Genomic DNA, 26584 nt, shown 5'->3' on the forward strand with positions numbered 1-26584 from the left:
ACCAATGCATTCCTGTCAGCCCTCAATCAATCCTTGCCGCGAGCCAACGCCCGTTGCGTCAGAATGAAGCCGAGCAGCAAGGCTGCGATGGCAATACGCAAGAAGGCCGGCTTGAAGCGACCGTCGAAGTTCAAGATGGTCTGGATTACCGCGAAGGTCAGTACCCCAAGCAAAGTACCCGTCGCTCCGCCGATGCCGCCTGTCAGCAACGTTCCGCCGATCACCACCGCCGCGATGGCGTCGAGCTCCATGCCTACGCCTGTCAACGGATTGCCGCTACCCATGTAGAGCGTCGTCAAGATCCCTGCAAACGCCGAACAGAAGCCGTTGAACGCATAAACGCCGATCTTCACCCGATCTACTGGCAAGCCCATCAGACGAGCCGAATCCTCATTGCCGCCAACTGCGTAAACGTAGCGCCCGAATCGAGTCCACTTCAGCAAGTAGAGACAAAACACGAAAAACAGGATAAAGGCCAATGCTCCCGCTCCCAAGTAAGCGCCTGGGCCTACCTGTATCTGAAAATTGAGTACAGCATCGTAGAAACCGTTTTGGATGCCGATCGAGCTGCTGCTGATCACGAAGCCCATCCCCTTGGCGAAGAACAAGCCGCCCAAAGTCACAAGAAAGGAAGGCAAATCGTAGAGCACGATCAAGGCTCCCATACCCGCTCCAAAGAGGACACCCACGACCAAGGCGATACCCCAAGCGACCGGCACCGAAACCCCAGCATCCTGCACGAGGTAGGCTACCAAAATTGTTGTGAAGCCGATGACCGAACCGACCGAGAGGTCGATGCCTTTCGACAGAATTACCACCGTCATTCCCAGAGCCGTAACTCCAAGGAACGAACTGTCCGTAAACAGATTCGCGATGACGCGAAGCGAGAAGAAGCCGTCGTAGCTGAACGACGCGATTGCGAAGAGCGACGCCAGTACGCCGATCGTTGCATATAGCGGATTGGATCGTAGCGAAATCTTCATGACGCCTTTCCTCCGATCTTGATAATGTTGGAAATCTGTTTGCGGAAACGATCCGACTGCAGCAGGCAAACGCCCACGATCACGATCGCCTTGGGCACCGGAGCAACGGCCGCTGGCACTCCCGCGTTATACAATGTCAAAGTAAGGGCCTGCAGCAAAATCGCGCCTAAGATGGATCCGAAGAGCAAGAAACGCCCCCCCGTCAAAGCCGTACCGCCAATCACAACCGCAAAAATCGCGTCCAGCTCCTTAAGCTCGCCGACCCGCATGGGGTCCGCCGCGCTCACCGAAGCCGCGTCCAGCACTCCAGCCATGCCCGCAAGAACACCGCAAACCGCGTAAACGATCAATTTGAGCCGACCCGCTTCGATACCGCTGAATCGACTCGCGTGTTCGTTGTCGCCCACCGCTTCGATCAGCAGACCTAGCGCCGTCTTCCGAATCAAAATGGCCATGACAACGAACACCGCCGCTACCAACCAAAGCGAAAAAGGCACTCCAAGGATGTAACCTTTTCCCAAATACAAGAAGGCCTCGTTCTGAATCTTCACCACATCGCTATCGGTGATGAGCAAGGCAACACCCCGTCCCGCGACCATGAGAATCAAAGTTGCAATGATGGGCTGAATCTTGCCCACCACCACCATGGCTCCGTTGAAGAATCCCAAGGCTCCCACCACCAGCAAGGTGATAGGCAAAGCCGCATAAAGTCCGTAGCCCATGTTGGTCACTAACGTCGCGCACAAGGCTCCGCCTATAGCCATCACGGCACCGACCGAGAGATCAACTCCTCCCGTGGCAATCACAAGGGTCATGCCCAAAGCCAAAAGCATGACGCGAGCCCCTTGGCTAAAGATGTCCACCAAGTTTCCGTAAAGATGCCCGTCGCGCACGCTTACCGAGAAAAACTCGGGGCCCGTCACCAAGTTGAAGGCGATGACCAACGCCAAGCCCGCCAAGGGCCACACTAGCGGATTGTCCCGTAGCGACTTTTTCGATACCGTCGGTTCTGCTGCCTCACTCATGGTCTGCGATCTTCCTCACGATTTCACTTTCAGAGATCGCAGAACCCTGCAACTCCCCGATCACTTTCCGGTCACGCAGCACCAACACACGGTGACAGCAACGAACCTCTTCGTCCATTTCTGATGAAATCATAATCATGCTGAGCCCATCTTCGCTTAGCGTTTCGATGAGCTTCTCAATTTCCGCCCGAGCGCCGATGTCGATGCCACGCGTCGGCTCGTCCAAAATCAACACCTTCGGCTCCGCCGCCAACCAGCGCGCCAGCAGCACCTTTTGCTGATTGCCGCCGGACAGCTCCTTGATCTTCGCCTCCGGCCCGGAAGTCTTGATACGCATCGCCTTGATGTACTTTTCCGCAATGGCGTCCTGTTCTTCGCGCGGCACCGGATTCAAGGCCCCTCGACGCGACTGTAGAGCGATCATCATATTTTCGCGAACCGTAAGGTTAGGAAAGATTCCTTCTGCCTTGCGATCCTCGGACGCTAACATAATTCCCTCGCGTATCGATTCGCTGGGTACACCTTGCTTTATGCTGCGCCCTTTCAGGTCCACCGTCCCAGTAGTCGCCTTGTCGACTCCGAAGATCAAGCGGGCGCATTCCGTGCGGCCTGAACCAAGCAAGCCAGCAAGTCCGACGACCTCGCCTTGCCGCAGCTCGAGATCCACCGAATCGATCATCCCCGGGGCCCCGAGACCACGCACTTCGAGTTGAGTTTCCCGCTGGGCCCGATCCGCGGCAATCGCATCCAAGGCGTCTCCGCGGCTTTGCATCTCCTCGAACGCTTTGCCGAGCATGTCTTGTAGCAAGTCCTGCTTGCTCAATCCCTTGGCTTCCCGCGTAGCGATGAAACGTCCGTTACGCAACACCGTCATGCGATCGCTCATGCGGAAAACCTGATCCAGGAAGTGCGTAATAAAAATGATCCCTATCCCCTTGTCGCGCAGCAGATTCATCACGCGAAACAGGTTTTCGACTTCTGCCTCGTCCAAACTCGCCGTCGGCTCGTCCAAAATCAACACCTTGGAATCCACCTCCAAAGCCCGGGCCAAAGCCACCAGTTGCTGCATGGCAACCGGCAGAGTGGAAAGCGTCGCGTCCAAATCGATATCCATCTCCAGCTTGCTCAAGGCCGACTTGGCCCGCTTGCGAGCATCCTTCCAGTCGATCTTGCCCCAAGCGCTGGTCTTCACGCGGCCGAGCACGATGTTCTCCAGCACCGTAAGATTCGGCAGCAGATTAACTTCCTGATAAACCGTACCGATTCCCATCAGCTCAGCCTCGCGCGGGCTGCGCGGGGCAATTTCCTGGCCGTTGAGCTCAACCGTCCCGGTTTCCGGGCGGTGCACTCCTGTGATGCACTTGATGGTGGTCGACTTGCCCGCCCCGTTCTCGCCCAGCAAGGAGTGGATTTCTCCCGCTCGCAATTCGAGGCTCACGTCGGACAAAGCCTGCACGCTTCCAAAACGCTTGGAAAGCCCGCTGACCTTAAGAAGGGGAGTCGCGTGGTTACTCATAATTGAAATGTTTGTCTGCCGAGTTATTGTGGGAGCGTGCTTGTCACGCGATCTGTCGCAGATTCCCCACGGGAATCGAGGTACGCGACGCCCCGAAGTCTCGTCCAGAATCCCGCGGCTGTCACGCGGTTAAGGTCGATCTCCCCCACATGAGGGAGCATGCCTCCGAGGCGAAAGGCCAAGAACCAACAACCCTGGCATATCGCATTCACTATCCTCCCGTATCCTAAATCTTAGTACATGCGAGAGTCGATGGCGGCAGCCGCGTTGGTCTGGTCGAACACCTTGTCCTTCATGACCACGCGACGCTCATAGGGCTCGCCGTTAAGAATCTTTTCCGCCATGTCGAAAGCCAAGGGGCCGAAGAGCGGCGTGCACTCGACGATGCAGTTGATCTTGCCTGCAACCACCGCTTCGAACGCCTCCTTGATAGCGTCGATCGAGATGATCACGATGTCCTTGCCAGGCTTCAAGCCCGCTGCCTCGATAGCTTGGATGGCCCCCAGCGCCATGTCGTCGTTGTGGGCGTAGACCACGTCGATCTCGCTGTGCAGCTTGAGCAAGGACTCCATCAAGTCCTTGCCGTCGGAGCGACGGAAGTTAGCGCTCTGCGATTCGATGATCTTGAAATTGCTGTGCTTGTCCACGATCTCGCGGAAACCGGTTTGACGGTCGATGGCTGGAGCCGAACCAGGAGTCCCCTCCAGCTCCACGATCTTCACGTTGTCGCCCTTCACGTTCTCTACCATCCAGCGCGCCGCTAGACGTCCTTCCTCCACGAAGTCGGAACCGATGAAGGCCGCATAAAGCGACTCGTCAGACGTTTCGATTTCGCGGTCCATCAAGAGAACGGGGATGCCTGCGCGCTTGGCTTCCTTCAAGACAGGGTCCCATCCCGTTTCCACGATAGGAGAGAGAATGATCAAGTCCACTCCCTGGGCCACGAAGCTGCGGATCGCTCGGATCTGGTTCTCCTGCTTGCCCTCGCCCGAAGAGAACTTGAAGTCCACGCCGCGCTTGGCTGCTTCCCTCTGCATGGAATCCGTGTTGGCCGTTCGCCAAACACTCTCCGCACCCACCTGGGCGAAACCAATTTTCAACTTCTTTTCGGCGGAGTCACCACCGCCTCCGCAGCCGGAGAGAAAAACGCTCGCCAGCATCAGCGAGGGTGCAACAAAACGAGTTAGCATGGGCACGAGGCCAAAAAGACGAAAGTTCATTACTTAAGGTCAGGGTTGGTATTGTAAGGGTAGATCGCCAAATAGGAAGCGGCGACGGTGAAACCAGAGTGCTTCCACCTCCGCATACATCCAATCCGAGAATTACTTAACAGTAAAGCCTCTGTTAAATTGGCGGTTGCAACGCTTGCGCGCTTATTGGTTACAGTCGAACGCTCGCGAGCGATTTCGATACCTACCCTTATACCGAACCAATACCAGCAATGAACCGACTGACCCAAACCCTCGCGGTCCTTGGAGTGGCTGCGCTTAGTCCCATGGCATACCCCAACCACCACGAATCCCCGTCCCCTATTTCCATCGACCTCGACCACACGGGAGACCCCATCAACCCTTTCATCTACGGGCAATTTATCGAGCACCTCGGACGCTGCGTCTACGGCGGAATCTGGGCCGAAATGCTGGAGGATCGCAAGTTCTACTTCCCCATAACCGAAGACTACAATCCCTACAAAAGCCTGCAAGACACCCAGTTTCCCGTGGTCGGCGCCTCGCCTTGGCAAATCCTCGGTGCCCCCACTGGGCTGCAAATGACCACCGCCGAATCCTTCGTCGGCCAGTACACCCCCGCCCTTGCCGCCGGCACCGCCATCCGCCAGCACGACCTCGCCATCGTCTCCGGGCAATCTTACGACGGCTACATTTGGCTGCGCAACGCCGGCTCCGAACGCAGCACCGTGGAAGTCAGCTTATCCCCCAACGCCCAAGGCAAGAACGCCCAGAGCGCGACCTTCACCGTGCCGGAAGGCGAGTATCAAAAATTTCCCTACACCTTCACCGCCTCCACTGACAGCGACAAGGCGAGCCTCACCGTAGGGGTCACCTCCGGGCACGTCCTGGTCGGCACCCTCTCCCTCATGCCCGCTGACAACATCCGCGGCATGCGGGCCGATACTCTCGCACTCCTCAAGGAGCTCGACTCCCCTATCTACCGCTGGCCGGGCGGCAACTTCGTCTCCGGCTACAACTGGCGCGACGGCATAGGCGACCGCGACCGCCGCCCTCCACGTAAAAACCCAGCCTGGACCGGCATCGAGCACAACGACTTCGGCACCGACGAGTTCATCGACTTCTGCCGCGAAATCGGCACCGAGCCCACCATCGCCGCCAACACCGGCTTCGGCGACGCCTATTCCGCCGCCCAGTGGGTCGAGTACTGCAACGCTACCGGCGATACTATCGGCGGCCAGTGGCGGGTCGACAACGGCAACTACGAGCCCTACAACGTCAAGTACTGGTGCGTCGGCAACGAAATGTGGGGCCCCTGGCAGCTCGGCTTCATGCAGCTCGACCATTACGTTCTCAAGCACAACGAAGTCGCCGACGCTATGCGAGCCGTGGACGACGAGCTCGTTCTAATCGGAGTCGGCGCCGTCGACCAGATCAACAAGGATCACGATCCCGCCCAAGCCGAGGCCAACAAGCTCTGGTCCGTCGGTATGATGGAAAAGTCCGCCGACCACATGGAAATGATCTCCGAACATTTCTACTCCGGCCAAACCCCTTGGACCCAGCAAGGCGAATTGCCCACCCTCGAGCACGTCGTGCTCATGCGCGACCAAATCCGCCGCATCACCAACGAGCACCGCCGCCTCCAACCCGAGATCGAGGCACTCAAAGGCAAGACCATGCCCATCGCCATGGACGAGTGGAACTACTGGCATCGCGACTACCAGTATGGCGAACTCGGCTGCGTCTACGACCTCAAGGACGCCCTCGGCACCGTCGTCGCCCTGCACGAATTCTACCGCCAAAGCGATCTCATCCAAATCGCCAACTACGCCCAAACCGTCAACGTCATCGGCTGTATCAAGACTTCCAAGACAGAAGCCGAATTCGCCACCACCGGTATCGCCCTCAAGCTCTACCGAGCCCAGTGGCAGCCCATTCCCGTGCAGCTGCCCGTCGACGCGCACGGACACCTCGACGTCGCCGCCTCCAAGTCGGAAGACGGCAAAGTCCTCACCATAAGCGTGGTCAACCCCACCGACAAGGCCGCCACCCTCGACCTCAACGGCCTTGACCTGCCCACCCGAGCCACTATTTGGACCATCACCGGGCCAGACCACCGCGCCCGCAACGCCCCTGGCAAGGAACGCCAAGTCGATGCCCTAGAAAGCAACGGCAATCCCCGTCAAGGCATCAAGGCCCCCGCCCTTAGCTCCGTCCTCTACCGCATCGAGCTTTAAGAGCGGCCTGCAGTTTCCCTCACCTACCAACGCCTCCCAGCCGGGAGGCGTTTTTCATGCAAGCTGCCGGAGCCTCGATCCAACAAGTCTTCGATGAAAGGACGGATACCACGCTAGGCTCCTCCTAGCTACACGCTTACACACCATTGGCGAAGGGCTAGATGTTTCGTGCCAATAATGCCCCCACCCAGTATCCATTTTCAGACGTGCTCAACCATAGCTCTGCTCGCCCCATACTTCGCTGTTTTGCTGAAGGCAGAAAACTTTCTTGAGCTGAAGAACCTTCGTTTCGAGACACTGGATTCGGCAACTGGGCTATCAGCGAGTTCCTTAAAATATCATCTAGGATGAATTGGGTTATCTCCGGGTCGGCACCGCCAATGGGCTGAACCGGTACGATGGACGAGAGTTCCAAACGTTTCAGCGAGACTAAGAGAAATCCCAAATTTCAAAGGTGGGAATCCAGCCCCCAACCTTGGTCCAGACCGCCCACGTGCAAACGAAAGCTAGAAAAGTTCATGGAGGCTGGCGCCAACTTCGTTTTGGGCAAACCCTTCAGCCCCGACGAACGACGCGTCGCTGTTGCTCATTCAATCGAACGCCCAGACGGACCCAGCCGGCAATAGCGTTGAACAAGGCCGTCACCCGCATAAGCCCATTTGAACAACGGCACTGGCGAGCCCTCGTCGCTAGCTTCAATTCCCTAGCGGAGCGAGGTCGCTGCTGAATGGACTCGCTGCCATTTCGAACGTATCCACATCGTCAGGACGCTTTGGATCGTAGCCCTCGAAATCGTCAATGATGTGTTTCGCGAGCGGCAGCTTGGCGTCGACGATCCCTTGCACTACACACTTCGCCAACTGGTAGGCTCCGTAGTTGTTGTGGTGGGTCGCGTCCTTGCCCCCCGCGCTGAAGGCCTTGGGAGCGTCTTCTTCGCCAAGGGCCTCGTAAAGCATGACGCTCATGCGCTGCAGATCAATCAACGACACTTTTTGCGCCTTGGCGACCTCCCGCATCGCCTTCGGGTAGTCCCCGAGCGTGCTCACAATCTTCCCTTTTTCGTCAAATCTACGCCGCTCCATGGAAGTGACAAGCACTGGAGTCGCTCCTCGCAAGCGGGCTTCCGCAATCAAAACGTTGAGGTAGGCCTTGTAGGTGGAATTTGCTTCTACGTAGGTCTGCGGCCACTGGCGCTTCTGGTCGTTGTGCGTGAATTGGATAAAAAGGTAGTCCCCCTCCTTCATATCCTGCAAAACCTTGGCAAGGCGGAGCCCTGTCATGAAGGACTTCATGGTCTCGCCAGACTCAGCATGATTAGCGACCGCTATTTCGCCTTCGAAAAAGCGCGGCAACATCTGCCCCCAGCTAGCTGCCGGCTCGTACGGTTGGTCCGTGACCGTGGAGTCTCCCACCAAGTAAACGGTGGGTACTGCCGCCGGTTCGATACGGATGGAACGAACGCTTGGAGCGGATCCGTTGAATTCGATTGTTAGCTTATCGTCCCAGTGCAGCTTGCCGATTTCTCGCTCATTGAGCACGACCGCCGTCCCGCCAGGGGCGAACTTTTCCGGAGGTACCAACTTCTCGTTACGAGTATTGGCGACTACACTACGCGTCACGAACTCACCCGGCTTGGTATCGACCTTCTCCAGCAGCAGGCGGCGCGACTCGACCTTCACCGTATTCGACGAAGCGCTTTGCTCGTCTCCAAATTCGATTTCCAAACGATAGTTTCCATCTTCCGCGGAGACGGAAAAATAGTACGCACCATTAGCCGATTCCGGACTTGTACCCAAATCATATCCGTATCCACTTTCCTGATCATAGGATTGGTCCGAGGCCACTTCGATATCGCCTCTACGAGTCGCGGCGGGGTCGAAGCTAAAACGCAAAACGTTCCCGCCGGCGAGGCTTACCGTCATATAGGCAGCGAGGGGATTAGGCTCCAGAGCCCGCAAGCCTTCGGCCACGCACTGAGCATTTAGGATTGCACCCTCCAAACTCGTATGGGTGTGGGCGTCTCCAAAAAGGGGATCCACGGCTTTCTTGCCCAAAGCGTCGTACTTGTCCGCAACCAAGCTGTTGAGATCGACGAAAGAAACGCCTTCCTGCTCAGCCACTTGCTCTGCCCAGTCGCGATAGCTGCCTACGCTGCGATTGATCTTCCCCTCCTCGTTCCAAGACTTTCTGGGAACCAGGGAACAAACGATCGGCGTCACTCCCATAGCTTCGGCAGTCTGGATGTACTGCCGCAGGTACCAACCGTAGGTGTGAACGACTTCGTGCTTGCCGGTAAGCATGTTGTCGATGGCTTCCGTTTCCTCGCCAATTCCCTTGATCGTTCCCCGCGCTCGCTTGGCGTCGTTGAGGGCGATGTTGTCATTGTGCCCGAACTGCATGATCAGGAAGTCGCCTTCCTTCATCATCCCTTTCACCCGCGGCCAGTAAGGACCGGTGAAAAAGGTACGGCTACTCAAGCCGCCCACCGCTCGATTGACCACGTTCACCTTCGATTCGTCGAAATGAAGATCCAAGAAAGCGCCCCAGCCCCATTGCCCGTTGGAGCCGTCTCCACGGCCGTTTCGCACCGTGGAGTCGCCGATAAGGAAAACTGTCGGCTTTTGATTGTCGGCCGGGATGGGGAGCTTCAGCCATGACAAGGTATCCGGCTCCACCGCCTCCCCCTTCTCCGACAGCCATCCTTCGACGGGATTCGGACGCAGTCCCTTCAGGCCCGCCACAACGGTCTCGGCATTGACCAATGCTCCTTCCGGTCCAGTGTGCACGTAGTCCTTTGGAAAATACACATCCAGAGCTTCTTTACTCCCCAAGGGCTCGAAGCGATCCACCACGGGGTTGGTAATGTCGATAAAAGGCACGTCCAATTCCTTGGCGAGCAGGTAGGTCCAATAGCCATACTTTCCGGATCCGCGCTCCAGGCGACCGTTTTTCCAAAGGTTGCGAGCGGTCAGCGAGAGCAATACAGGAGTCGCCCCTTTTTCCCGCGTATCCGCAATCATCTTACGCATGTAGTGGCCGTAGGTGTAGACAATCTCCCGCTTGCCAGTAACCGCGTTGAGAATCTCTTCGCTTTCATCGCCAAGCCCCGGCAAACTTCCACGGGCCCGCAGCGGGCGGTTGGAGCCTTCCGGCTCGCGATTGATCGCACCTCCATCGTTGTGGCCAAATTGGATCAACACCACGTCGCCCACTTCCACTTCCTGCAGCAAGTCGTCCCAAAGGCCTTCCGTGATAAAGGTCCGACTGCTGCGACCGCCCCGGGCTCGATTCTGCACCTCTACCTTCTCCGCATCGAAGAACTCCGCAAACGGAGCAGCCCATCCCACCCGATCCGTGCCGTCACCGGCCGCCGCCGTGGAATCGCCCGCCACGAAGATGCGAGGCAACTTTTCCGATGGGTCCTGAGCAAGGCAAAGGGACGCGAGGGTGGCGACGCCGAGAGATAACAGTCCCAACAAACGCAGGGGGTACGAAGACTTGCTGAAAATCATAGGAGCTAGAGTTAGACAGAGCTACCGCGCCTAATCCAACTGAGCAATCCCGTACAGTCAGATGAGCACGATCTCCAGCAACTACAGTTGTCGGACTGTAAACATTTATAGCTGGCGGCCTTCTTTGACCCCTGCCGAAAAAGCGGACAAGTTGGAGGCTATGAAACACCCCTTGCTCCCGACCATTGCCGTCGCCGCATGCCTTATGGCAGCTCAGCTCTTCGCCGCTTCTCCCATCGGGACACGGCTTCCTTCGGAAAAGAAGATCATCTCCGATCCCGTCACTGGCGTGGAGTTGGCCTTCCTCACCAGCAAGCAATCCGGCGACTCCAAGATTTACCAGACCCATCCCCAGTGGACCTCCGACGGAGAATGGCTCGTCTTCCGCTCCGACCGCATCCCTGGAGAAGCCCTCGCCGTAAACGAGGCCACCGGCGACATCGTGCAGGTCACCGAAGGCGGCTATTTCGGCATGCTCACCCTCGCCCGAAAGTCGATGAAACTCTACGTCATGCGCGACCCCGAGCTTCCTGCCACCGAACAACCGCGCTACGGTCGCGGCGATGCCGACAAGGCCATCGTCGAGGTTGACCTCCAATCCCTCTTCGCCGACAGCGCCGCAGGTACGCTCAAGCCGGCTGACCGCTATCAACGCATCGTCGGCAAGGTCCCTGGCGATATGGGGGCTGGCGGCGACATGGCCATCGACGCCAACGAGGACGTCATCTACTTCCGCGTCGGTCGCGAGGAAGCCGCCAAACACCTCGACCCCAGCGTGGAAATCGCGGAAAACTTCGGCCCCCGCAACATGGGAGCCGGGCCCACCGGCATCGCTTCCATGCACATTCCCACCGGGAAAATCGAATTCGTGGCGGCAGCTCCCTTCCAGATGGGGCACATCCAAACCAATCCCTGGGTCAGCGGAGAACTGGTTTTCTGCTGGGAAACGGGCGGCAAGTCACCTCAGCGCCTCTGGACCGTCAAGGTCGGTGGAGAAATCGAAGCCCTGTATCCCGAAGCCGAATACGAATGGGTTACCCACGAAGCCATCATTTCTCCCGACGAAGTCGCCATCGCCATCATGGGTCACAACAAAGTAGGAACCGACGGCGACTGGGGGCCCTCTGGAACTCGCGAAAAGCCTACCGGTCTCGGCATCGTGAACCTGCGCACCCGCGAGATGCGCATCGCCGGCCAAACCCGCAGCGGTAGCGGACTCTGGCACGTGCACGGCTCCGCCGACGGTCGTTGGGCAGTCGGGGACGACTTCTCCCGCAGCCTCTACCTCATTGACCGCAAGACCGACGAGATGATGCTGCTCACTACCGGACACAAGCCCAGCGCCCGCGATCACGTACACCCGACCTTCAGCCCCGACGGCACTAAAATACAAATACAGTCCGCCATGCTATCCGAAGACGATCGATCCATGAACATCTGCATCGTCTACCTGCCCGACAGCTTGCTGGATCGCGACTACAGCGGCGTGCTTCGCAAGGACTGAGCCACAGTCCGGAGGAGTGTGTTTGTCACGCACCGACACCTTGCTTGCACCCATCCTCTCCACGTATCCAAAAATTTGGTTCATCTGCAAAAGCAGTCGGAAAATTGGAGAACGCACGTGCAGCGCGGACGACGCGGAGGTCGTCCCTCCATCTCTGAGTAGCTCTGGAGGGACCGGTTCCACCCGGTCCGCTGCGCGCGAGCCGATCTCCACTGAACTCAAGCTCCACACATAAACTTCCAACGGCTGGCCGCAGACGGCCAGCCATTTATCTTGTGTAACGAAACCATCGACAAGCGGGTACGTCGTTCTTCAAACTCCGGAGCAATGATCAAACCCTTCATGCAAGGCTTGCGCGCCTACAAACACGCTCATCACCTGGTTTGGAAGGAGGGCATGTGGAAGCACCTCATCGTTCCCGGATTGCTGAGCATGCTCTATTTTCCGCTCTTCGTTGGCGGTTTGTTCGGCGGTGCCTTTTTCAGCGTACAGGAACTCAGCACCTATATCAGCGAAAAGTGGTTGCCCAACGAAGTAGCCAATGGCGTGGCTTGGGGCCTCAGCATCATAGTCGGCCTGCTCGCGATCTACCTCGCGTTCCTACTCTATCGCAGCGTGGTCATGATCATCTACGCGCCCTTTATAGGAGTCATATCCGAAACGGCCGAAGAAAAGTTTCACGGAACGAAAGGGCCAGGTTTTTCCATTGGCGGACTGATCTATGACCTCTATCGCAGCTCCATGGTAAGCATCATTATGCTAGTCATCTCACTCATGCTGACGGTGGTCTGCTGGCTGCTATGGCTGCTCCCCATCGTCGGCGCAGCCATCTACTTCATGGGCATGCTCGTCGTGCAGGCCTTCTTCGCGGGAGCCGGCTTCATGGATCCCGTTCTCGAGCGACGACGCCTCGGAATCCGCGCCAGCCTCTCCCACTCCAACCGACACAAGTGGCATGCCATGGGGAATGGAGCCGGCTTCGTGCTCATGATGTTCATTCCCATCGTCGGCTGGTTTCTTGCCCCCTCCTACGGCATCATTGCCGCAGCCGTCAGCGGTGTGGACACGCTCTACGATGGCAAAACCTTAAGACGCTGAACTTCTCAATGCCGACCGAAAAAGAGAAAATGATCGCGGGCGAACCCTACGTCGCCATGGACCAGGAACTAGCCAGCGAACGCTTAGCCGCTCGCCAAGCGATCCACCGCTACAACGCCAGCGCACCCGAACAGTTCAAGGAACGCGCCCAAATCCTAGAGCGGCTTTTGGGCGCCTATCACAAGACTGCCTTCATCGAGCCCGAGTTTCGCTGCGACTACGGCTATAACATCCACCTTGGGAAAGCCTTCTACGCAAACTTCGGTTGCGTCATGCTCGACGTTTGCCCCATCACCATAGGCGAGTACGTGAAGTTCGGACCGAACGTACAGCTCTACACCGCAGCGCACCCTATCGATCCGGACGAGCGAGCCACATTCACCGAATTCGGCAAGCCGATCACCATCGGCGACAAGGTTTGGATCGGTGGCAGTACCATCGTTTTGCCCGGCGTCACTATCGGAGAAGGCACAACCATCGGAGCCGGCAGCGTAGTGACCAAACCGATGCCGCCTCGAGTCGTCGCCGCTGGCAACCCCTGCCGCGTGATCCGAGAAATCTGATTTTCTACACGCTGAGAAGCCAGCGTTTCCAATACCCCAAAACCAACCCCTACCCCTATGATACGAAACTCCTGTCTCGTCTTCCTCGCGGCTGCAGCAGTCGCGGGTTCCCATGCTCAACCGTTTCCCGTATCCATAACTGTAGACGCCGAGAACAGCCTCGGCGAATACCGTCAGATCTGGCGTTTCTTTGGAGCTGACGAACCGAACTACGCCTACATGAAGGACGGCAAGAAACTCCTCTCCCAACTGGGAGAGCTGCAGGCGAAAAACGTCTACTTCCGTACCCATAATCTCATGACGAGCGGTGACGGTTCCCCCGCCTTGAAGTGGGGCAGCACCAACATGTACACGGAAGACGAAGAGGGAAACCCCATCTACGATTGGACTCTCGTCGATCTCATATTCGACACCTATCTCGAAAACGGTGTCCGTCCCTATGTCCAGCTCGGGTTCATGCCGGAAGCCCTTTCCAGCAAGCCGCACCCCTACAAGCATGAATGGCGGCCCGGCTTTCGCTACGAGAAAGTTTATACCGGTTGGGCATATCCGCCCGAAGACTACGAAAAATGGGGCGAACTCTGTTATCAATGGGCCAAGCATTGCCTCGAACGCTACGGGAAGGAAGAAGTCGAGAGCTGGTACTGGCAAACCTGGAACGAGGCGAATATCGGCTATTGGCAAGGCACGCTGGAAGAGTTTCTAAAACTCCACGACTACGCGATCGATGGAGTACAGAGAGCCATCCCCGGCGCTCGCGTCGGCGGGCCAGACGTCGCGGGAAGCGGTGGTGATTTCACCAGAGGTTTTATAGAGCATTGCTTGCGCGGAAAGAATTACGCCACCGGCCATACGGGAACCCAGCTGGACTTCGTGTCCTTCCACGCCAAGGGGCACCCCCGCTACCAGGAGGACCACATCCGCATGGGCATTTCCAACCAACTCAAAGCCATCGACAATGGATTTGGCATCGTAGCCTCTTTCCCCGAGTTGAAAGAGACGCCGATCATTATCGGGGAGTCCGATCCCGAGGGCTGCGCAGCCTGCCAAGGCGACATGTTTTCCTATCGCAACGGAACCGTCTATTCGAGCTACACTGCCGCTTCCTTCGCTCGCAAGCACGATCTGGCCGACAGGCACGGCGTCACCTTCGACGGAGCGCTCAGCTGGGCGTTCACCTTCGAAGACCAAGCCTACTTCGCCGGCTTCCGCCAACTCGCTTCCAACGGCGTCGCCTTGCCCGTACTCAACGTTTTTCGCATGATGAGTAAAATGGGCGGCGACCGTATCCAAACCGACAGTACGGCAGCAATCGAACTCCAAGAAATGATAGACGTCGGCGTTCGCGACCAGCCGGATGTCGCAGCATTCGCCACCCTTGAGGACAACCGCGTCGCAGTTATGGTCTGGCACTACCACGACGATGACCTGCCCGGGGAGGACGCCGCAGTCAGCCTCAGCTTGAGAAATCTCCCCGGCAATAGGTCCAACGCCAAGTTGACCCACTACCGAATCGACGAATATCACAGCAACGCCTACGACCTTTGGCTGCGCATGGGCAAGCCCGTAGCCCCCAACGAGGAAGCCTACGCAGAGCTGCAAGCCGCCTCGGAGCTCGCGATCCTCGAAAATTCCCCGAGCTCGGTCGAAATTTCCGCAGGCCAAGCCAAGCTTGATTTCGCCCTCCCTCGCCAAGGCGTATCGCTCCTCCTGCTTGAACTTTAGCTTACAAAGCAGAGGCGCCGCCAGATCGGCGGAAAGGTAGGGCAGACTGGCCCCGTCCGCCGTGGAGTAGATCTTGCGCTGCGGCGGTCTGGGCCAGACCGCCCTACCAGGAGCGACTTACCAAATGATACCCCACTAAAGCATGATCTCTTCCGCGTCGCACTTGCAGTCGTCATCGTCGTCAGACTCAAGCGGACCGTAGGTCTTAAGCGGATACCGGTAGAGCTTGCCTTCAAAGTTTTTGAAGTGGATCGCCTCGTCGTCGATCTTGGTGATGTACTGAGGGTTGATCGGTACCTTTCCACCCCCACCTGGAGCATCGATCACGAACTGCGGAACCGAATAGCCGGTCGTATGGCCGCGCAGCTGCTTCATAATTTCGATTCCCTTGCAGACGTTAGCCCTCAAGTGAGCGCTACCGGTGATTAAATCGCACTGGTAGATATAGTAGGGACGCACCCGCATGCGTACGAGGCGGTGCACCAAGGCCTTCATGATGTCCGCGTCGTCGTTCACGTCCTTCAGCAAGACCGATTGATTGCCTAGCGGCACACCCGCGAAGGACAGACGCTCGCACGCATCTTTCAAAGTTTGAGTACACTCCCTAGGATGGTTCGCGTGGATGCTCATCCAAATCGGACCATGCTTCTTGAAGATCTCGCAAAGCTCGGGAGTGATGCGTTGCGGAAGAAAGACCGGAATACGCGAACCGATGCGGATAAACTCGACATGCGGAATCGCCCGCAAGCGACCGAGCAAATAGTCGATCTTTTTGTCCGAAAGCAGCAGCGGGTCACCTCCGCTCAAGAGCACGTCTCTCACTTCCGGATGCTCTTCGATGTACTTGAGCCCTGCCTCGAATTCGGGGTGGAAGTTGTAGTCCTGAGCGTTGCTGACCAGGCGACTACGGGTGCAATAGCGACAGTAAGCGGCACAGCGGTCCGTCACCAAAAACAGGACACGGTCCGGATAGCGATGCACCAGCCCCGGCACCGGCGAATGGCCGTCTTCGCCCACCGGGTCGAGCATCTCTTCCTGGCCAACTGTCATTTCTCCAGCCCGCGGTATCACCTGCTTGCGGATCGGGCAGTTCGGGTCCTCGCGATCGATCAAGTTGAAGAAGTACGGCGTGATGGCCATAGCCAACTTGGTGTTGGCGTGCTCGCAGCCAGCCCGTTCCTCCGGAGTGAGCTCCATGTGCTGCTCGAGTTGCTCGAGCGTGGTGATTCGATTCTTCAGCTGCCAGACCCAGTTGTTCCAGTCGGATTCGGGAACGTGCTCCCAGAGGCCTTGGCCTGTTTGCCAGTGTGTTCGGTCTTCAATGTAAGGCATAATTACGGAAAAATCTGTAGAGAAGTAGTTGGGATTAGGCAGCGTTTCGCCGTGTGCAGCACGGGACGGCGATTTTATTTCAAATTGTCACAAAAAGGGATTGTAGCCCCACCGCAAACCAACTTTTGTCCCAAATCTAATGAACGACAGCCAGACAGGTGTACTAGCATTAGAAGACGGATCCGTGTTCCGAGGCATTGCTTTCGGAGCGAAAAAGACGGTGGTAGGTGAAGCTGTTTTTAATACCAGCATGACCGGTTATCAGGAAATCCTGACAGATCCATCGTACTACGGCCAAATCATAACCATGACTGCGCCGATGATAGGCAACTACGGCGTAAACGAAGAAGACATCGAGGCCGACAAGCCCATGTGCTCCGGCTTCGTCGTCCGCGAGCTCAGTCCTATTTCCAGCAACTGGCGCAGCACCGCCACCCTCCCCGAGTACCTCGAAAAGAACGGTATTCCTGGCATCGAGGGCGTCGACACCCGGGCCATCACCAAGAAGCTCCGCGTATCCGGCGCCATGAAGTGCTGCATCAGCACGGAAGACATCTCCGACGAGGAAGCAGTCAAGCGAGCGAAAGAGTGGGAAGGCATCGTTGGCGCCGACTACGTCAAGGAAGTCACCTGCAAGGCGACCTACGTTTACGGCGCCGCCGAAAGCAGCTGGCCCTACAATCCCGTCAGCTCCGTAATCCGCCAGCCCGCCCGCCAACGCGAGAAGTTCAAGATCGCAGCCCTCGACTTGGGCGCGAAGAAATCCATTTTCCGCGAACTCGCCCACCACGGCTTCGAGGTGCACGTATTCCCCGCCACTTCCTCCGTCGAGGAAATCAAGGCCATCAACCCGGACGGCATTTTCCTTTCCAACGGTCCCGGCGACCCCGAGCCCGTCACCTACGTGCACGAGACAGTCCGTGCCCTGATCAACGACTACCCGATCTTCGGCATCTGCCTCGGCCACCAGATCATAACGCACGCCATCGGAGCCAAGACCTACAAGCTCAAGTTCGGGCATCGCGGCGGAAATCAACCGGTGAAGAACTTCGAAACCGACTTCGTGGCGATCACCGCTCACAACCACGGTTTTGCGACCTCCGAAGAGGGCCTGGAAGCCTGCGGCGCCGTCGTTACCGAGAAGAACCTGAACGACAACACCATCGCCGGCATCAAGCTCAAGGACAAGCCAGTCTTCTCCGTGCAGTACCACCCGGAAGCCGGCCCCGGACCAAGCGACGCCAACCCGAACTTCGAGAAGTTCTACCAGCTCGTCGCCCAATCCAAGAAGGCGTAACTTTATTCCCCAAAAAACAAAGCGCGGTTCCTAACGGACCGCGCTTTTTTGTGGATAATCTGGAGGGACCGGTTCCACCCGGTCCGCGTTGCAAGATGCCGAATCGGACTAATCCTCCTTCAACAGGTAAGCCGCGAATGCAGCCGCATCCTCGGACGTGTCGATCCCGATGGAAACCTCCTCCGTCAGGCCCACCTTGATCGCTACCCCATTTTCCAAAGCCCTCAGCTGCTCCAGTTTTTCGATCACCTCCAGTTTCCCCTGCGGCAGGGCGCAAAACTGCTTCAAAAACTCCGCTCGATACGCGTAGAGGCCTAGGTGACGGTAGGCTGGGGCTGCATCCACCCATGCGTCATCGAAGGTATCGAAGGCATCTCGGTTGTAGGGTATGGGCGCCCGCGAAAAATAAAGGGCGTCCTGCTGCTCGTTCATAACCACCTTGACTTGGTTCGGATCGAGAAAGTCCTTCCGGCGGCGGAAGGGAGTGGCCAAGGTAGCCATGGTTGCCCCCTCCTCCATGAACTTGGCAAGAGCAGCGATCTGGGAGGCCGCGACCAATGGCTCGTCGGCCTGTACGTTGATCAGGACATCCGCCCCGATTTGCTCGTTGGCTTCCGCCAAGCGGTCGGTGCCGCTTTGGTGATCCGTGCGGGTCATGATGGCACGGAAGCCGGCGCCTTCCACCACCTCCTGGAGCCGCGCGTCGTCCACGGCGAAATAGGCGGGAATGTCCGGAGCTTGGTCTCGAATGCGCTCCGCGACCCACAAGATGAGAGGTTTGCCGCAGATGGGATGTAGCAGCTTCTCGGGGAAGCGAGTTGAGGCAAGGCGGGCAGGAGCGACGATAGCTAGCATAATTGTCTTAGGGTAAAATATCCGTACTTGTACTTGGGCTAGTCCATACGTATACAAGACCTTTACTCAAAGTAATTTTATCGACTTATCAGCTTATGGATTCTGCGAACTTACAATCAGACGGAAACGCTTTGGAACGAATGCTCACGGTGCAAAACCAAATGGGCATCCACGCTCGGCCCGCCGCCATGATTGTGAGAGTCACCAATAAGTTCACCTCGGACGTCTTCTTCGAGAAGGACGACGAGCAAGTGAACGGCAAGTCCATCATGGGCCTCATGATGCTCGCAGCCGGCAAGGGGTCCGAAATCAAAACCCTCGCTACCGGCCCCGACGCCGCCGAGTGTCTCGACGCGCTGGAAGCGCTTTTCGCCACCAAGTTCGACGAAAAGTAAAACCTAGCCGGATCGCTCTCCCTGAGAGCGTTCGAAACGGGCTCTGCGAACAAAATCCAAAGCCTCATTGTTTCACTACTCGAACCGCCTTTCCTGATCCGGAAAGCGGTTTTTTAGCAGGTTCAGCGGGGCTTATGGCGGTCGGGAACGACGCCCTCCCCCTCTTCATTGACCCTTCTGGTAAGAGCGCCCCACGCCGGGTAGCTCCCTATTAATTTCCCTGAACCATTCCATTAGCTCGACTTGATAATTTCCCGTTTTCGCACTACAATAAAAGAATTCTTTGTATCTTATTATTTAGTGCTGGATTTATCCGATTTGAAGATTACCATCCCTAATATCGGTTCTCTTCTTCATAAACTAAGTTAATCCCCTAGGCCATGAACGATCATACCTCGTCCCGTTCAGGCGGCTTTCGCAAGAGCAAGGCCGCACTTTTTGGCAGCATCGCCGTGATGACGATTCTTGCTGCTTGTAGCGTGAACTACCAGGCCTACTTCCGGCCCCCTCAAATCCCCGGAGCCTCCTTCATGGGAGTGCAGAGCTGCGAGGAGTGCCACGAAGAAATCGTTTCCGGCTTCGACTCGGCCACCCACGCCAAGCTGCTCGCCGACGGCAACCACGCCGTCAACATGGGCTGCGAGGCCTGCCACGGGCCCGGCAGTATCCACAACGATAGCGGTGGAGAAATCGGAACGATCCACAATCCGCAGGCCGACCCCGATACCTGCTACCAGTGCCACCTCGACGTGAAAGGCTCGTTCGCCCTTGCCCACGCCCACCCAATCGGGGACCAAATCACCTGCAACGACTGCCATGACCCGCATTACGGATCGGCGATCAAAGGAGGAGGCGTCGCTAGCATGAGAGAAGGCGAAACCTGCGTGCAATGTCACCAAGCCCAGGCTGGACCTTTCGTATTCGAGCACGAAGCCACCCGGGACGGATGCACGACTTGCCACACGCCCCACGGGTCGCCCAGCGAGAAGATGCTCAAGACCAGCAACCAAATGCTCTGCCTCCAATGCCACTTCCAACAACAAACCGCTCCTGACGTCATCCTAATCGGAGGCCGCAACCACGCCTCTTTTGTTAGCCGCGGCACTTGCTGGACTGCCGGCTGCCACGAGTCGGTCCACGGATCGCACGTAAATTCCTCCCTCAGGTATTAACATTTCGAGTACAAGGAGCCAAAAATGAAAAATGCAGTTTCGACACCCCTTAGCCCCGTCTCCGCTCTTTCCACAACCCTGAGCGCCGCCGTCCTTGCGATCGCATTTCCCCTCACCGCCCATTCGCAAGAGCAGTTGCCGGATTCCGGCAACTACGTGGACATCACACTGGGACACGCCTCCCACAATGGAAACGAAGCAGCCTACCTTGCTCGCCACCCCATCAAGAAGCACGCCTACGGCGGGATCGAGCGCTTCCAGTACGAAGGCTACGTGGGCGACTATACGGAGTTCTCCGTGGAAGGCCGCGCCATGTTCGACAACAACGACTACCTCTTCGGTATGGAGTTCCTCAACGAGGAAGTCGGCTTCCTCAAGCTGAAGTACGAGGAGTACCGCGTCTACTACGACGGTAGCGGAAAGTACTTTCCGGGAGGCGACACCTGGATCGATATCTACGACGATGAGCTCGCCATCGATCGCAGCACCTTCGAACTCTCCGCCGGACTGACGCTCGAGGATTTGCCCGAAGTGGAGTTCAGCTACATCCGCCACGAAAGGAACGGATTGAAGTCGTCTTCCGCCCTCGCCGATACCACCCTTACCAACGGGTTCGGCACCCGCAACATCGTTCCCACCTTCTGGGACATCGACGAGTCGCGCGACATCTTCGAGATCGCCGCCAAGGAGAAATTCGGAAACACCAAGACGAAGCTTTCCCTGCGCAGCGAAAGCAGCGACACCGACAACGCTCGCAAGATGACAAGGCGGCCTAACGAATCCGCGTTCCGGCGTATCACCCACCGCGAAACCTACGATAGCGACCTTCTCAGCGCCCGCTTCTCCTCGATCACCGAGATCGACGACAAGAATACCTTTACCGCAGGCATCGCCTACACCGAAATCGACGCCAACGTTACCGGAGGCAGAATCTACGGGTCCGAGTTCGACGCGCCCTTCGACGTCGACTTCCAAGGCCAACGTCGCGACCACGGCTGGACCAACCTAATCGCCGACAGCCAAATCGACCAATGGCTGCTCAACGCTAACTGGTTGAGCAAACCGGCAAAGAACTGGAAGGCAGTCTACTCGCTACGTCTCGAGGAAATGAATACAGGCATCGTCAGCGAATTCGACGAAACCGAATTCTCCACCTCATCCAACGAGTTCGAGATCCACCCCATAGCTCTTGACGCCCACAGCGACTGGAAGGACGTGGCCGCGTCCGCCGAGTTCACCTACACCGGCCAGGAGAATACGGTTTACAGCGGAGCCATCCTCTACACCACCGGCGACGGAGACCAATTCGAAGAAGAATTCGACGCGGAAACAGGCAGCCAATTGCTGGAACGCTTGTCCAACAACGAACGGGACGTTCTGAAAGTCTCCGCCAGCGCGAAGTTCTACCCCAGCTCCGACTTGCGCTACATCGTCAACGTTTACCACAAGGAACGCGACAACAAGTTCACGCATATAATCGATCCAGATCCCGGAGCCTATCCCGCATTCACCTCGGGACAGGACTTCACCACCGACGACATCAATGTCTCCGTCCGCTGGAAAGCCAGCAAGCGCCTTAGCGGATTAACCCGCATCGACTACCAGAAATCTTCCATCGATTCTCAAGGCCTGGGGCTCGAATGGGTCAACTCCTACGATCGCAAGGCTCTCATTTTCAGCCAATCCGCGACCCTCGCTTTCGAGAAGTTCTACATCCAAGCATCAGGCGTCTTCATGGACGACGCTCGCGAGTCTCCTGTGTCCACCATCGGAGGCGGAGTCGCCGATACAGTCGCAGTCCTAGACGGCGACTTCTGGAATGGAAACCTCTCTGCTTCCTGGGGCATCGACGAAAACTCCAGCGCCGCCGTTACGCTATTCTACAACGCCGTCGACAACTACGTCGACAACAGCGAATTCGCCCAACCCTACGGCGAGGACCTAGTCGAAACAGGAGCCAGCGCCACCTACACCCGCCAGCTGACCGACAACGCTCAGCTAACCCTCCGCTACTCCTACTACGACAGCGAAGACAAAGCCGCAGGAGGCTTCAACGACTACGACGCCCAAGTGCTCTACAGCTCCATCCGCTATCGCTTCTAACCACCAAGACTAATCCAGATTCAATATGAAACTCAAAACTTACGCACTGTTTGCTGTCGCTGCCATCTTCGGCGGATCCTTAGCCGCCGATGACTTCGATGTCGTCGCCGCTTGGGGAAAGGACTGCCAAAAGTGCCACGCCGAAGACGGCAGCGGCCTCACCAAAAAAGGCCGCAAGCTCCGCCTAAAGGACTACCGCAAAGCCGAAGTCCAAGCCGAAATGTCAGACGAGGAAATCGTGAAAGCCATCAAGGAAGGCGTGAAGGAGGACGGCGAGTTCACTATGAACGCCTACGGCGAAGATTACACCGACGAGCAAATCGCAGCTTTCCTCGCCTACGTTCGCTCGCTGGCGAAATAGCGCGAACCCCATGGGACGGCTCTTCCAGGGTCGTTCCTCGACTTAAGCCCTATCAAGAAAACGAGGAGCTTCCCCTCCTCCCCCTGAGACTCGCCTAGAAAGCGAGCCTATGTAACACTGTATCCAAATACCGAATATGCCAAACGACCCAAACGACGACAACGAACGCGGACTGCTCCTGCACTTTCGCAACTGGCTGAGCCTTGCCGGCTTGATCGTCGTCGGTGGCAGCTTCTTCGCCTTCCTTCTGCTCATCGGATTCGACCTCGTGACTGGCGGATCGAATCCCTATGTCGGCATTCTCAGCTACATCGTAGCGCCCCTCTTCTTCGGATTCGGCTCCCTGCTCACATTCGTGGGTTGGCTGTGGCACTGGCGAAAACGCCGTGGGCAAGGCGTCACGCTTCGCTTCGACCTGTCGAAGCTGAAGGACCGTCGCATATTCGGAGCCTTCATCGGAGCCGCTATGGTATTCATGTTCGCCACCAGCATGGGCAGCTACCAGACCTATACCTACACGAGTTCCAACCAATTCTGCGGCGTGCTCTGCCACTCCGTGATGGAGCCCGAGTTCGTTGCCTACGACGACGACATCCATTCGCACCTCAACTGCGTCGACTGCCACGTAGGCGAGGGAGCGAAAGGGGCCTTCAAAGCCAAATGGCACGGCATCTACAAGGTTTACTCGCTCGCCTTCAACAAGTATCCCACGCCGCTGCGAGCCGATCCCCACTACCTGCCAAGCACCCAAGAAAGCTGCAACAAGTGCCACGAAGACGGTCCCGATTTCAAGGACGTCGCCAAGACCTACCACCATTACCTAAGCGACGACGAAAACACACCTTTCTCCGTCACCTTACGCCTCAAACTGGGCCCCGAGAAGAACGCCCTAGGCGAAACCAACGGCATTCACTGGCACGCGAAGGAGGAAAACAAGATCGAGTTCACCACCGCCCAGGAGAATCCAGACGTCATCCCCTGGATAAAGGTAAGCAAGGAAGACGGAAGCGTAACAGAGTACACCTTTACTCCAGACGAAGACGCGGAGGACCTGCCCGACCTAAATCTCGTAAGCGACGTCCAAACCATGGACTGCATCGACTGCCATAGCCGCCCCGCCCATGGTTTCAAGAAACCCAACGACCTTGTCGACCGAGCCCTCCACCATGGTCACCTGTCCATGGAGCTCCCCGAACTCAAGTACGTCGTCGCCCGCGCCCTCGACCCCACTTACGAGTCGCGCGAAGAGGCCAAGACCTCCATTACCAAAACCCTGCGCGAAGAACTCAAAGGCCCGGCTCCCGCGATCGAGCAAGCCATCGCCATCGTGCACGACTTCTACGCGAAAAACATTTTTCCGGAAATGAAAGCCGACTGGCGGGCCTACCCGGACCACATCGGACACAAGGACACGCTCGGCTGCTTCCGCTGCCATGACGACAAGCACACTACTTTTGACGGCTCCAAAACCCTTTCCGCCAAGAACTGCCACACCTGCCACGACGTCATCTCGCAAGGCGATCCGGAAAACATGACCTTCGCTACCTCGCAAGAAACCGAGTTCGACCACCCTGACGGTTCCTACCTCGGCTTCACCTGCGCCGAATGCCACACCGGCGGCCTCCAGCTCGAATAGGTAGGAGCGACCTTGGTCGCGATCTCTCAAAGGTAGTGTCCGCTGTCCCAGCGGACACGATTCCCTACCTCAAGCCATAAAAAGCCGTCGCCGTAGCCGTAGTCTTTGCCGCAAACGCCTCCAGCGACACCCCAAACAGCTCCGCGCAATACGCAGCCGTATAGGCCAAGTACGCCGGCTCGTTCGGCTTTCCCCGCTTCGGCATCGGCGCCAGATAAGGCGCATCCGTCTCAATCATCAAGCGATCCAAGCCCTGCAGCTTGGCAGCCTCTCTCACGCTCTCCGCGTTCTTGAAGGTGATGACGCCTGTGAAACTGCCGAAGCCGCCGCGATCGAGCAACTGCTTCATCTCGCCCGGACCTTCGGAAAAGCAGTGGAAAACCACCTTGCTCCAATCCACCCCGCTCGCGTCGATCAGCTCCACGCACTCCTCGAAAGCCCCGCGCGAATGGATCACCACCGGGCAATCCAGCTTCTTAGCCAATTGCAACTGCGCCTCGCAGGCCGCCACCTGCAGCTCGAAAATTCGCTTCGCCGCCGCCTCGTCGCCGCGCGGCAGGTGGAAACGATCCAAGCCAATTTCCCCCAGCGCCACCGGCTTCAAATTCCGACTCCAAAAAGCCTCGATCTGCTCGAAGCCCCTATCCCAGCCCGTCTCCACGGAGCACGGATGGATACCCACCGTGTAGTCGACCTGGGAATACTTCTCGGCCATCTCGGCATACACATCCCAGTCGTCCGTATCCGTCCCTACCGTAACCAGTCGCTCCAGACCAGCCTCGGACGCAGCCTCCAAGGTCTGGTCCAGCAAGCCCTTGAGAGCGAAGCTATGTAAATGCGTGTGCGAATCGACGATTCCAGCCATGCCCACCAAACCGCCAACGACCCGCCCTATCCGCAACCTTAAAACGACCCGAGCTCGTATGGGGTGTCTGTCCCCCGACAAACTCGAGGGACGGAAGGACACATTAGAAAATCTAAAGCCACGAATCTATCTCCAAGCTTCCCAATTCTCCCATTGCCAAAGCCCCTCCAATCGCTTTGCTGCATGACTTTCCGCACTCCCTTCGTTCATCAGATTCAAGAAAATCACTCATGTCAGCCGAAGTCGAAAACGTCATCATCATCGGAACCGGATGCTCGGGCCTTACCGCCGCCATCTACACTGCGCGTGCGAACCTGAACCCGCTCGTGCTCGAAGGTACGCTCCCGGGCGGTCAGCTAACCCAAACGAGCGAAGTGGAAAACTTCCCCGGCTTCCCTGAGGGCATCGACGGCTTCATGCTCATGGACAACCTGCGCAAGCAAGCTGCCCGCTTCGGCACCCGCTATGGCCAGGCCGTCATCGACAGCGTCGACTTCTCCCAGTCGCCCTACACCCTCAAGGCAGGTGACAAGGAATACAAAGCCAAGTCCGTCATCATCTCCACCGGAGCCTCGCCTCGCTTGCTCGGCGTTCCCGGCGAAAAGGAAATGTTCGGCGGCAAGGGCGTCACCACCTGCGCCACCTGCGACGGAGCCTTCTATCGCAACATGGACGTAGTCGTGGTCGGCGGCGGCGACACCGCTTGCGAGGAAGCCCTCTTCCTCACTCGCTTCGCCTCCAAGGTCTATCTCATCCACCGCCGCGACGAGCTGCGCGCCTCAAAGCTCATGGCCGAGCGCACCCTGGCCCACGAGAAGATCGAAATGGTCTGGGATACCGTGGTCGACGAGGTCGTGGCCGACGAGCAAGGTTTCGCCACCTCCGTTAAGGTAACGAACCGCAAGAGCGGCGAGAGCAGCTCCATCGATGCCAAAGGCATCTTTATCGCCATCGGACACATTCCCAACACCGGCCCCTTCGCCGATGCCATCGACACCGACGAAGAAGGCTACTTCAAGCCAGTCCTCGGCAGCCAGGTTAAGACCAACATCCCCGGCGTCTACGTATCCGGCGACTGCGCCGACCACGTCTACCGCCAAGCCATCACCGCCGCCGGCATGGGCTGCCAAGCCGCCATCGAAGCCGAACGCTGGCTCGCCGAGCAATAACGAGGTGGGACGGCCGCTCCGCGGGCGTTTAATCGATTTCCAACCA

20 protein-coding genes are annotated in these 26584 nt (G+C 57.6%); 12 read left to right on the forward strand and 8 right to left on the reverse strand.

The features are described 5' to 3' along the window. Window positions 1-26 precede the first annotated feature (26 nt). The 4 genes from IEN85_RS12670 to IEN85_RS12685 all read right to left on the reverse strand — a co-directional run bounded on the left by IEN85_RS12670 (window position 27) and on the right by IEN85_RS12685 (window position 4744). Entirely contained in the window at window positions 27-983 is a 957-nt protein-coding gene (locus IEN85_RS12670; protein WP_191617455.1) for an ABC transporter permease subunit, read from the reverse strand. Further along, complete coding sequence (locus tag IEN85_RS12675) at window positions 980-2008, reverse strand: ABC transporter permease (protein ID WP_191617456.1); 1029 nt, start codon at window positions 2006-2008, stop codon at window positions 980-982. The genes IEN85_RS12670 and IEN85_RS12675 overlap by 4 nt, the downstream gene beginning before the upstream one ends. Continuing rightward, on the reverse strand, window positions 2001-3524 hold the full coding sequence (locus tag IEN85_RS12680) for a sugar ABC transporter ATP-binding protein (RefSeq protein WP_191617457.1): 1524 nt from the start codon (window positions 3522-3524) through the stop codon (window positions 2001-2003). The genes IEN85_RS12675 and IEN85_RS12680 overlap by 8 nt, the downstream gene beginning before the upstream one ends. 233 nt (window positions 3525-3757) lie before the next feature. Then, complete coding sequence (locus IEN85_RS12685) at window positions 3758-4744, reverse strand: ABC transporter substrate-binding protein (RefSeq protein WP_224772610.1); 987 nt, start codon at window positions 4742-4744, stop codon at window positions 3758-3760. 221 nt (window positions 4745-4965) lie between these two features. Between IEN85_RS12685 and IEN85_RS12690 the strand changes: the two genes are divergently transcribed. After that, window positions 4966-6951, forward strand: a complete 1986-nt coding sequence (locus IEN85_RS12690) for an alpha-L-arabinofuranosidase C-terminal domain-containing protein (protein WP_191617458.1) — start codon at window positions 4966-4968, stop codon at window positions 6949-6951. 695 nt (window positions 6952-7646) lie between these two features. Here IEN85_RS12690 and IEN85_RS24430 read toward each other — a convergent pair. After that, window positions 7647-10463 carry a rhamnogalacturonan acetylesterase gene (locus IEN85_RS24430; protein WP_224772611.1) on the reverse strand — a complete coding sequence of 939 codons (2817 nt, stop codon included), beginning with the start codon at window positions 10461-10463 and terminating at the stop codon, window positions 7647-7649. Between the two features lie 160 nt (window positions 10464-10623). Between IEN85_RS24430 and IEN85_RS12705 the strand changes: the two genes are divergently transcribed. The 4 genes from IEN85_RS12705 (at window position 10624) to IEN85_RS12720 (ending at window position 15353) form a co-directional block, all read left to right on the forward strand. Continuing rightward, complete coding sequence (locus tag IEN85_RS12705) at window positions 10624-11967, forward strand: TolB-like translocation protein (RefSeq protein ID WP_191617459.1); 1344 nt, start codon at window positions 10624-10626, stop codon at window positions 11965-11967. Between the two features lie 327 nt (window positions 11968-12294). Beyond that, window positions 12295-13065, forward strand: a complete 771-nt coding sequence (locus IEN85_RS12710) for an EI24 domain-containing protein (RefSeq protein WP_191617460.1) — start codon at window positions 12295-12297, stop codon at window positions 13063-13065. A gap of 8 nt (window positions 13066-13073) precedes the next feature. Further along, window positions 13074-13628, forward strand: coding sequence for a sugar O-acetyltransferase (locus tag IEN85_RS12715; protein ID WP_191617461.1), 555 nt, complete (start codon window positions 13074-13076; stop codon window positions 13626-13628). A 57-nt stretch (window positions 13629-13685) separates the two neighbouring features. Continuing rightward, the gene (locus IEN85_RS12720) at window positions 13686-15353 is read left to right on the forward strand and encodes a GH39 family glycosyl hydrolase (RefSeq protein WP_191617462.1); all 1668 of its coding nucleotides are present in this window, start codon (window positions 13686-13688) and stop codon (window positions 15351-15353) included. A gap of 135 nt (window positions 15354-15488) precedes the next feature. Here IEN85_RS12720 and IEN85_RS12725 read toward each other — a convergent pair whose 3' ends face one another. Next, the gene (locus tag IEN85_RS12725; RefSeq protein WP_191617463.1) at window positions 15489-16685 is read right to left on the reverse strand and encodes a KamA family radical SAM protein; all 1197 of its coding nucleotides are present in this window, start codon (window positions 16683-16685) and stop codon (window positions 15489-15491) included. 139 nt (window positions 16686-16824) lie between these two features. Here IEN85_RS12725 and carA point away from each other — a divergent pair, with 139 nt between their 5' ends. After that, window positions 16825-17982 (forward strand): glutamine-hydrolyzing carbamoyl-phosphate synthase small subunit, encoded by a 1158-nt coding sequence (gene carA / locus IEN85_RS12730; RefSeq protein ID WP_191617464.1) that lies wholly within the window; start codon window positions 16825-16827, stop codon window positions 17980-17982. Window positions 17983-18090: 108 nt separating this feature from the next. On the opposite strand, the gene kdsB is transcribed toward carA, so the two are convergent. Beyond that, window positions 18091-18837, reverse strand: a complete 747-nt coding sequence (gene kdsB, locus IEN85_RS12735) for a 3-deoxy-manno-octulosonate cytidylyltransferase (RefSeq protein WP_191617465.1) — start codon at window positions 18835-18837, stop codon at window positions 18091-18093. A 95-nt stretch (window positions 18838-18932) separates the two neighbouring features. Here kdsB and IEN85_RS12740 point away from each other — a divergent pair, with 95 nt between their 5' ends. From IEN85_RS12740 to IEN85_RS12760, 5 genes are all read left to right on the forward strand, one after another. After that, the gene (locus IEN85_RS12740; RefSeq protein WP_191617466.1) at window positions 18933-19232 is read left to right on the forward strand and encodes an HPr family phosphocarrier protein; all 300 of its coding nucleotides are present in this window, start codon (window positions 18933-18935) and stop codon (window positions 19230-19232) included. A gap of 380 nt (window positions 19233-19612) precedes the next feature. Next, window positions 19613-20404 (forward strand): cytochrome c3 family protein, encoded by a 792-nt coding sequence (locus IEN85_RS12745; protein WP_191617467.1) that lies wholly within the window; start codon window positions 19613-19615, stop codon window positions 20402-20404. Between the two features lie 24 nt (window positions 20405-20428). Continuing rightward, window positions 20429-22507 carry a TonB-dependent receptor gene (locus IEN85_RS12750; protein ID WP_191617468.1) on the forward strand — a complete coding sequence of 693 codons (2079 nt, stop codon included), beginning with the start codon at window positions 20429-20431 and terminating at the stop codon, window positions 22505-22507. 25 nt (window positions 22508-22532) lie between these two features. Further along, a complete protein-coding gene (locus tag IEN85_RS12755; protein ID WP_191617469.1) occupies window positions 22533-22868 on the forward strand; it encodes a c-type cytochrome in 336 nt (111 codons plus the stop codon). Window positions 22869-23004: 136 nt separating this feature from the next. After that, window positions 23005-24504: a NapC/NirT family cytochrome c gene (locus tag IEN85_RS12760; protein ID WP_191617470.1), complete on the forward strand. Its 1500-nt coding sequence runs from the start codon at window positions 23005-23007 to the stop codon at window positions 24502-24504. Window positions 24505-24568: 64 nt separating this feature from the next. Here IEN85_RS12760 and IEN85_RS12765 read toward each other — a convergent pair whose 3' ends face one another. Continuing rightward, a complete protein-coding gene (locus IEN85_RS12765; RefSeq protein WP_191617471.1) occupies window positions 24569-25369 on the reverse strand; it encodes a TatD family hydrolase in 801 nt (266 codons plus the stop codon). Between the two features lie 230 nt (window positions 25370-25599). On the opposite strand from IEN85_RS12765, the gene trxB reads away from it, so the two are divergent. Next, entirely contained in the window at window positions 25600-26538 is a 939-nt protein-coding gene (trxB, locus tag IEN85_RS12770) for a thioredoxin-disulfide reductase (protein WP_191617472.1), read from the forward strand. The last annotated feature ends 46 nt before the right edge of the window (window positions 26539-26584 follow it).

The organism is Pelagicoccus enzymogenes (genome assembly GCF_014803405.1).
GTDB lineage: Bacteria > Verrucomicrobiota > Verrucomicrobiia > Opitutales > Opitutaceae > Pelagicoccus > Pelagicoccus enzymogenes.

Coding starts and splice junctions, on each gene's coding strand:
- IEN85_RS12720 (WP_191617462.1), top strand. CDS start 13,686: ATGATACGAAACTCCTGTCTCGTCTTCCTCGCGGCTGCAGCAGTCGCG.
- IEN85_RS12705 (WP_191617459.1), top strand. CDS start 10,624: ATGAAACACCCCTTGCTCCCGACCATTGCCGTCGCCGCATGCCTTATG.
- IEN85_RS12675 (WP_191617456.1), bottom strand. CDS start 2,008: ATGAGTGAGGCAGCAGAACCGACGGTATCGAAAAAGTCGCTACGGGAC.
- kdsB (WP_191617465.1), bottom strand. CDS start 18,837: ATGCTAGCTATCGTCGCTCCTGCCCGCCTTGCCTCAACTCGCTTCCCC.
- carA (WP_191617464.1), top strand. CDS start 16,825: ATGAACGACAGCCAGACAGGTGTACTAGCATTAGAAGACGGATCCGTG.
- IEN85_RS12765 (WP_191617471.1), bottom strand. CDS start 25,369: ATGGCTGGAATCGTCGATTCGCACACGCATTTACATAGCTTCGCTCTC.
- IEN85_RS12755 (WP_191617469.1), top strand. CDS start 22,533: ATGAAACTCAAAACTTACGCACTGTTTGCTGTCGCTGCCATCTTCGGC.
- IEN85_RS12740 (WP_191617466.1), top strand. CDS start 18,933: ATGGATTCTGCGAACTTACAATCAGACGGAAACGCTTTGGAACGAATG.
- IEN85_RS24430 (WP_224772611.1), bottom strand. CDS start 10,463: ATGATTTTCAGCAAGTCTTCGTACCCCCTGCGTTTGTTGGGACTGTTA.
- IEN85_RS12685 (WP_224772610.1), bottom strand. CDS start 4,744: ATGAACTTTCGTCTTTTTGGCCTCGTGCCCATGCTAACTCGTTTTGTT.
- IEN85_RS12715 (WP_191617461.1), top strand. CDS start 13,074: ATGCCGACCGAAAAAGAGAAAATGATCGCGGGCGAACCCTACGTCGCC.
- IEN85_RS12690 (WP_191617458.1), top strand. CDS start 4,966: ATGAACCGACTGACCCAAACCCTCGCGGTCCTTGGAGTGGCTGCGCTT.
- IEN85_RS12680 (WP_191617457.1), bottom strand. CDS start 3,524: ATGAGTAACCACGCGACTCCCCTTCTTAAGGTCAGCGGGCTTTCCAAG.
- IEN85_RS12760 (WP_191617470.1), top strand. CDS start 23,005: ATGCCAAACGACCCAAACGACGACAACGAACGCGGACTGCTCCTGCAC.
- trxB (WP_191617472.1), top strand. CDS start 25,600: ATGTCAGCCGAAGTCGAAAACGTCATCATCATCGGAACCGGATGCTCG.
- IEN85_RS12710 (WP_191617460.1), top strand. CDS start 12,295: ATGATCAAACCCTTCATGCAAGGCTTGCGCGCCTACAAACACGCTCAT.
- IEN85_RS12750 (WP_191617468.1), top strand. CDS start 20,429: ATGAAAAATGCAGTTTCGACACCCCTTAGCCCCGTCTCCGCTCTTTCC.
- IEN85_RS12670 (WP_191617455.1), bottom strand. CDS start 983: ATGAAGATTTCGCTACGATCCAATCCGCTATATGCAACGATCGGCGTA.
- IEN85_RS12745 (WP_191617467.1), top strand. CDS start 19,613: ATGAACGATCATACCTCGTCCCGTTCAGGCGGCTTTCGCAAGAGCAAG.
- IEN85_RS12725 (WP_191617463.1), bottom strand. CDS start 16,685: ATGCCTTACATTGAAGACCGAACACACTGGCAAACAGGCCAAGGCCTC.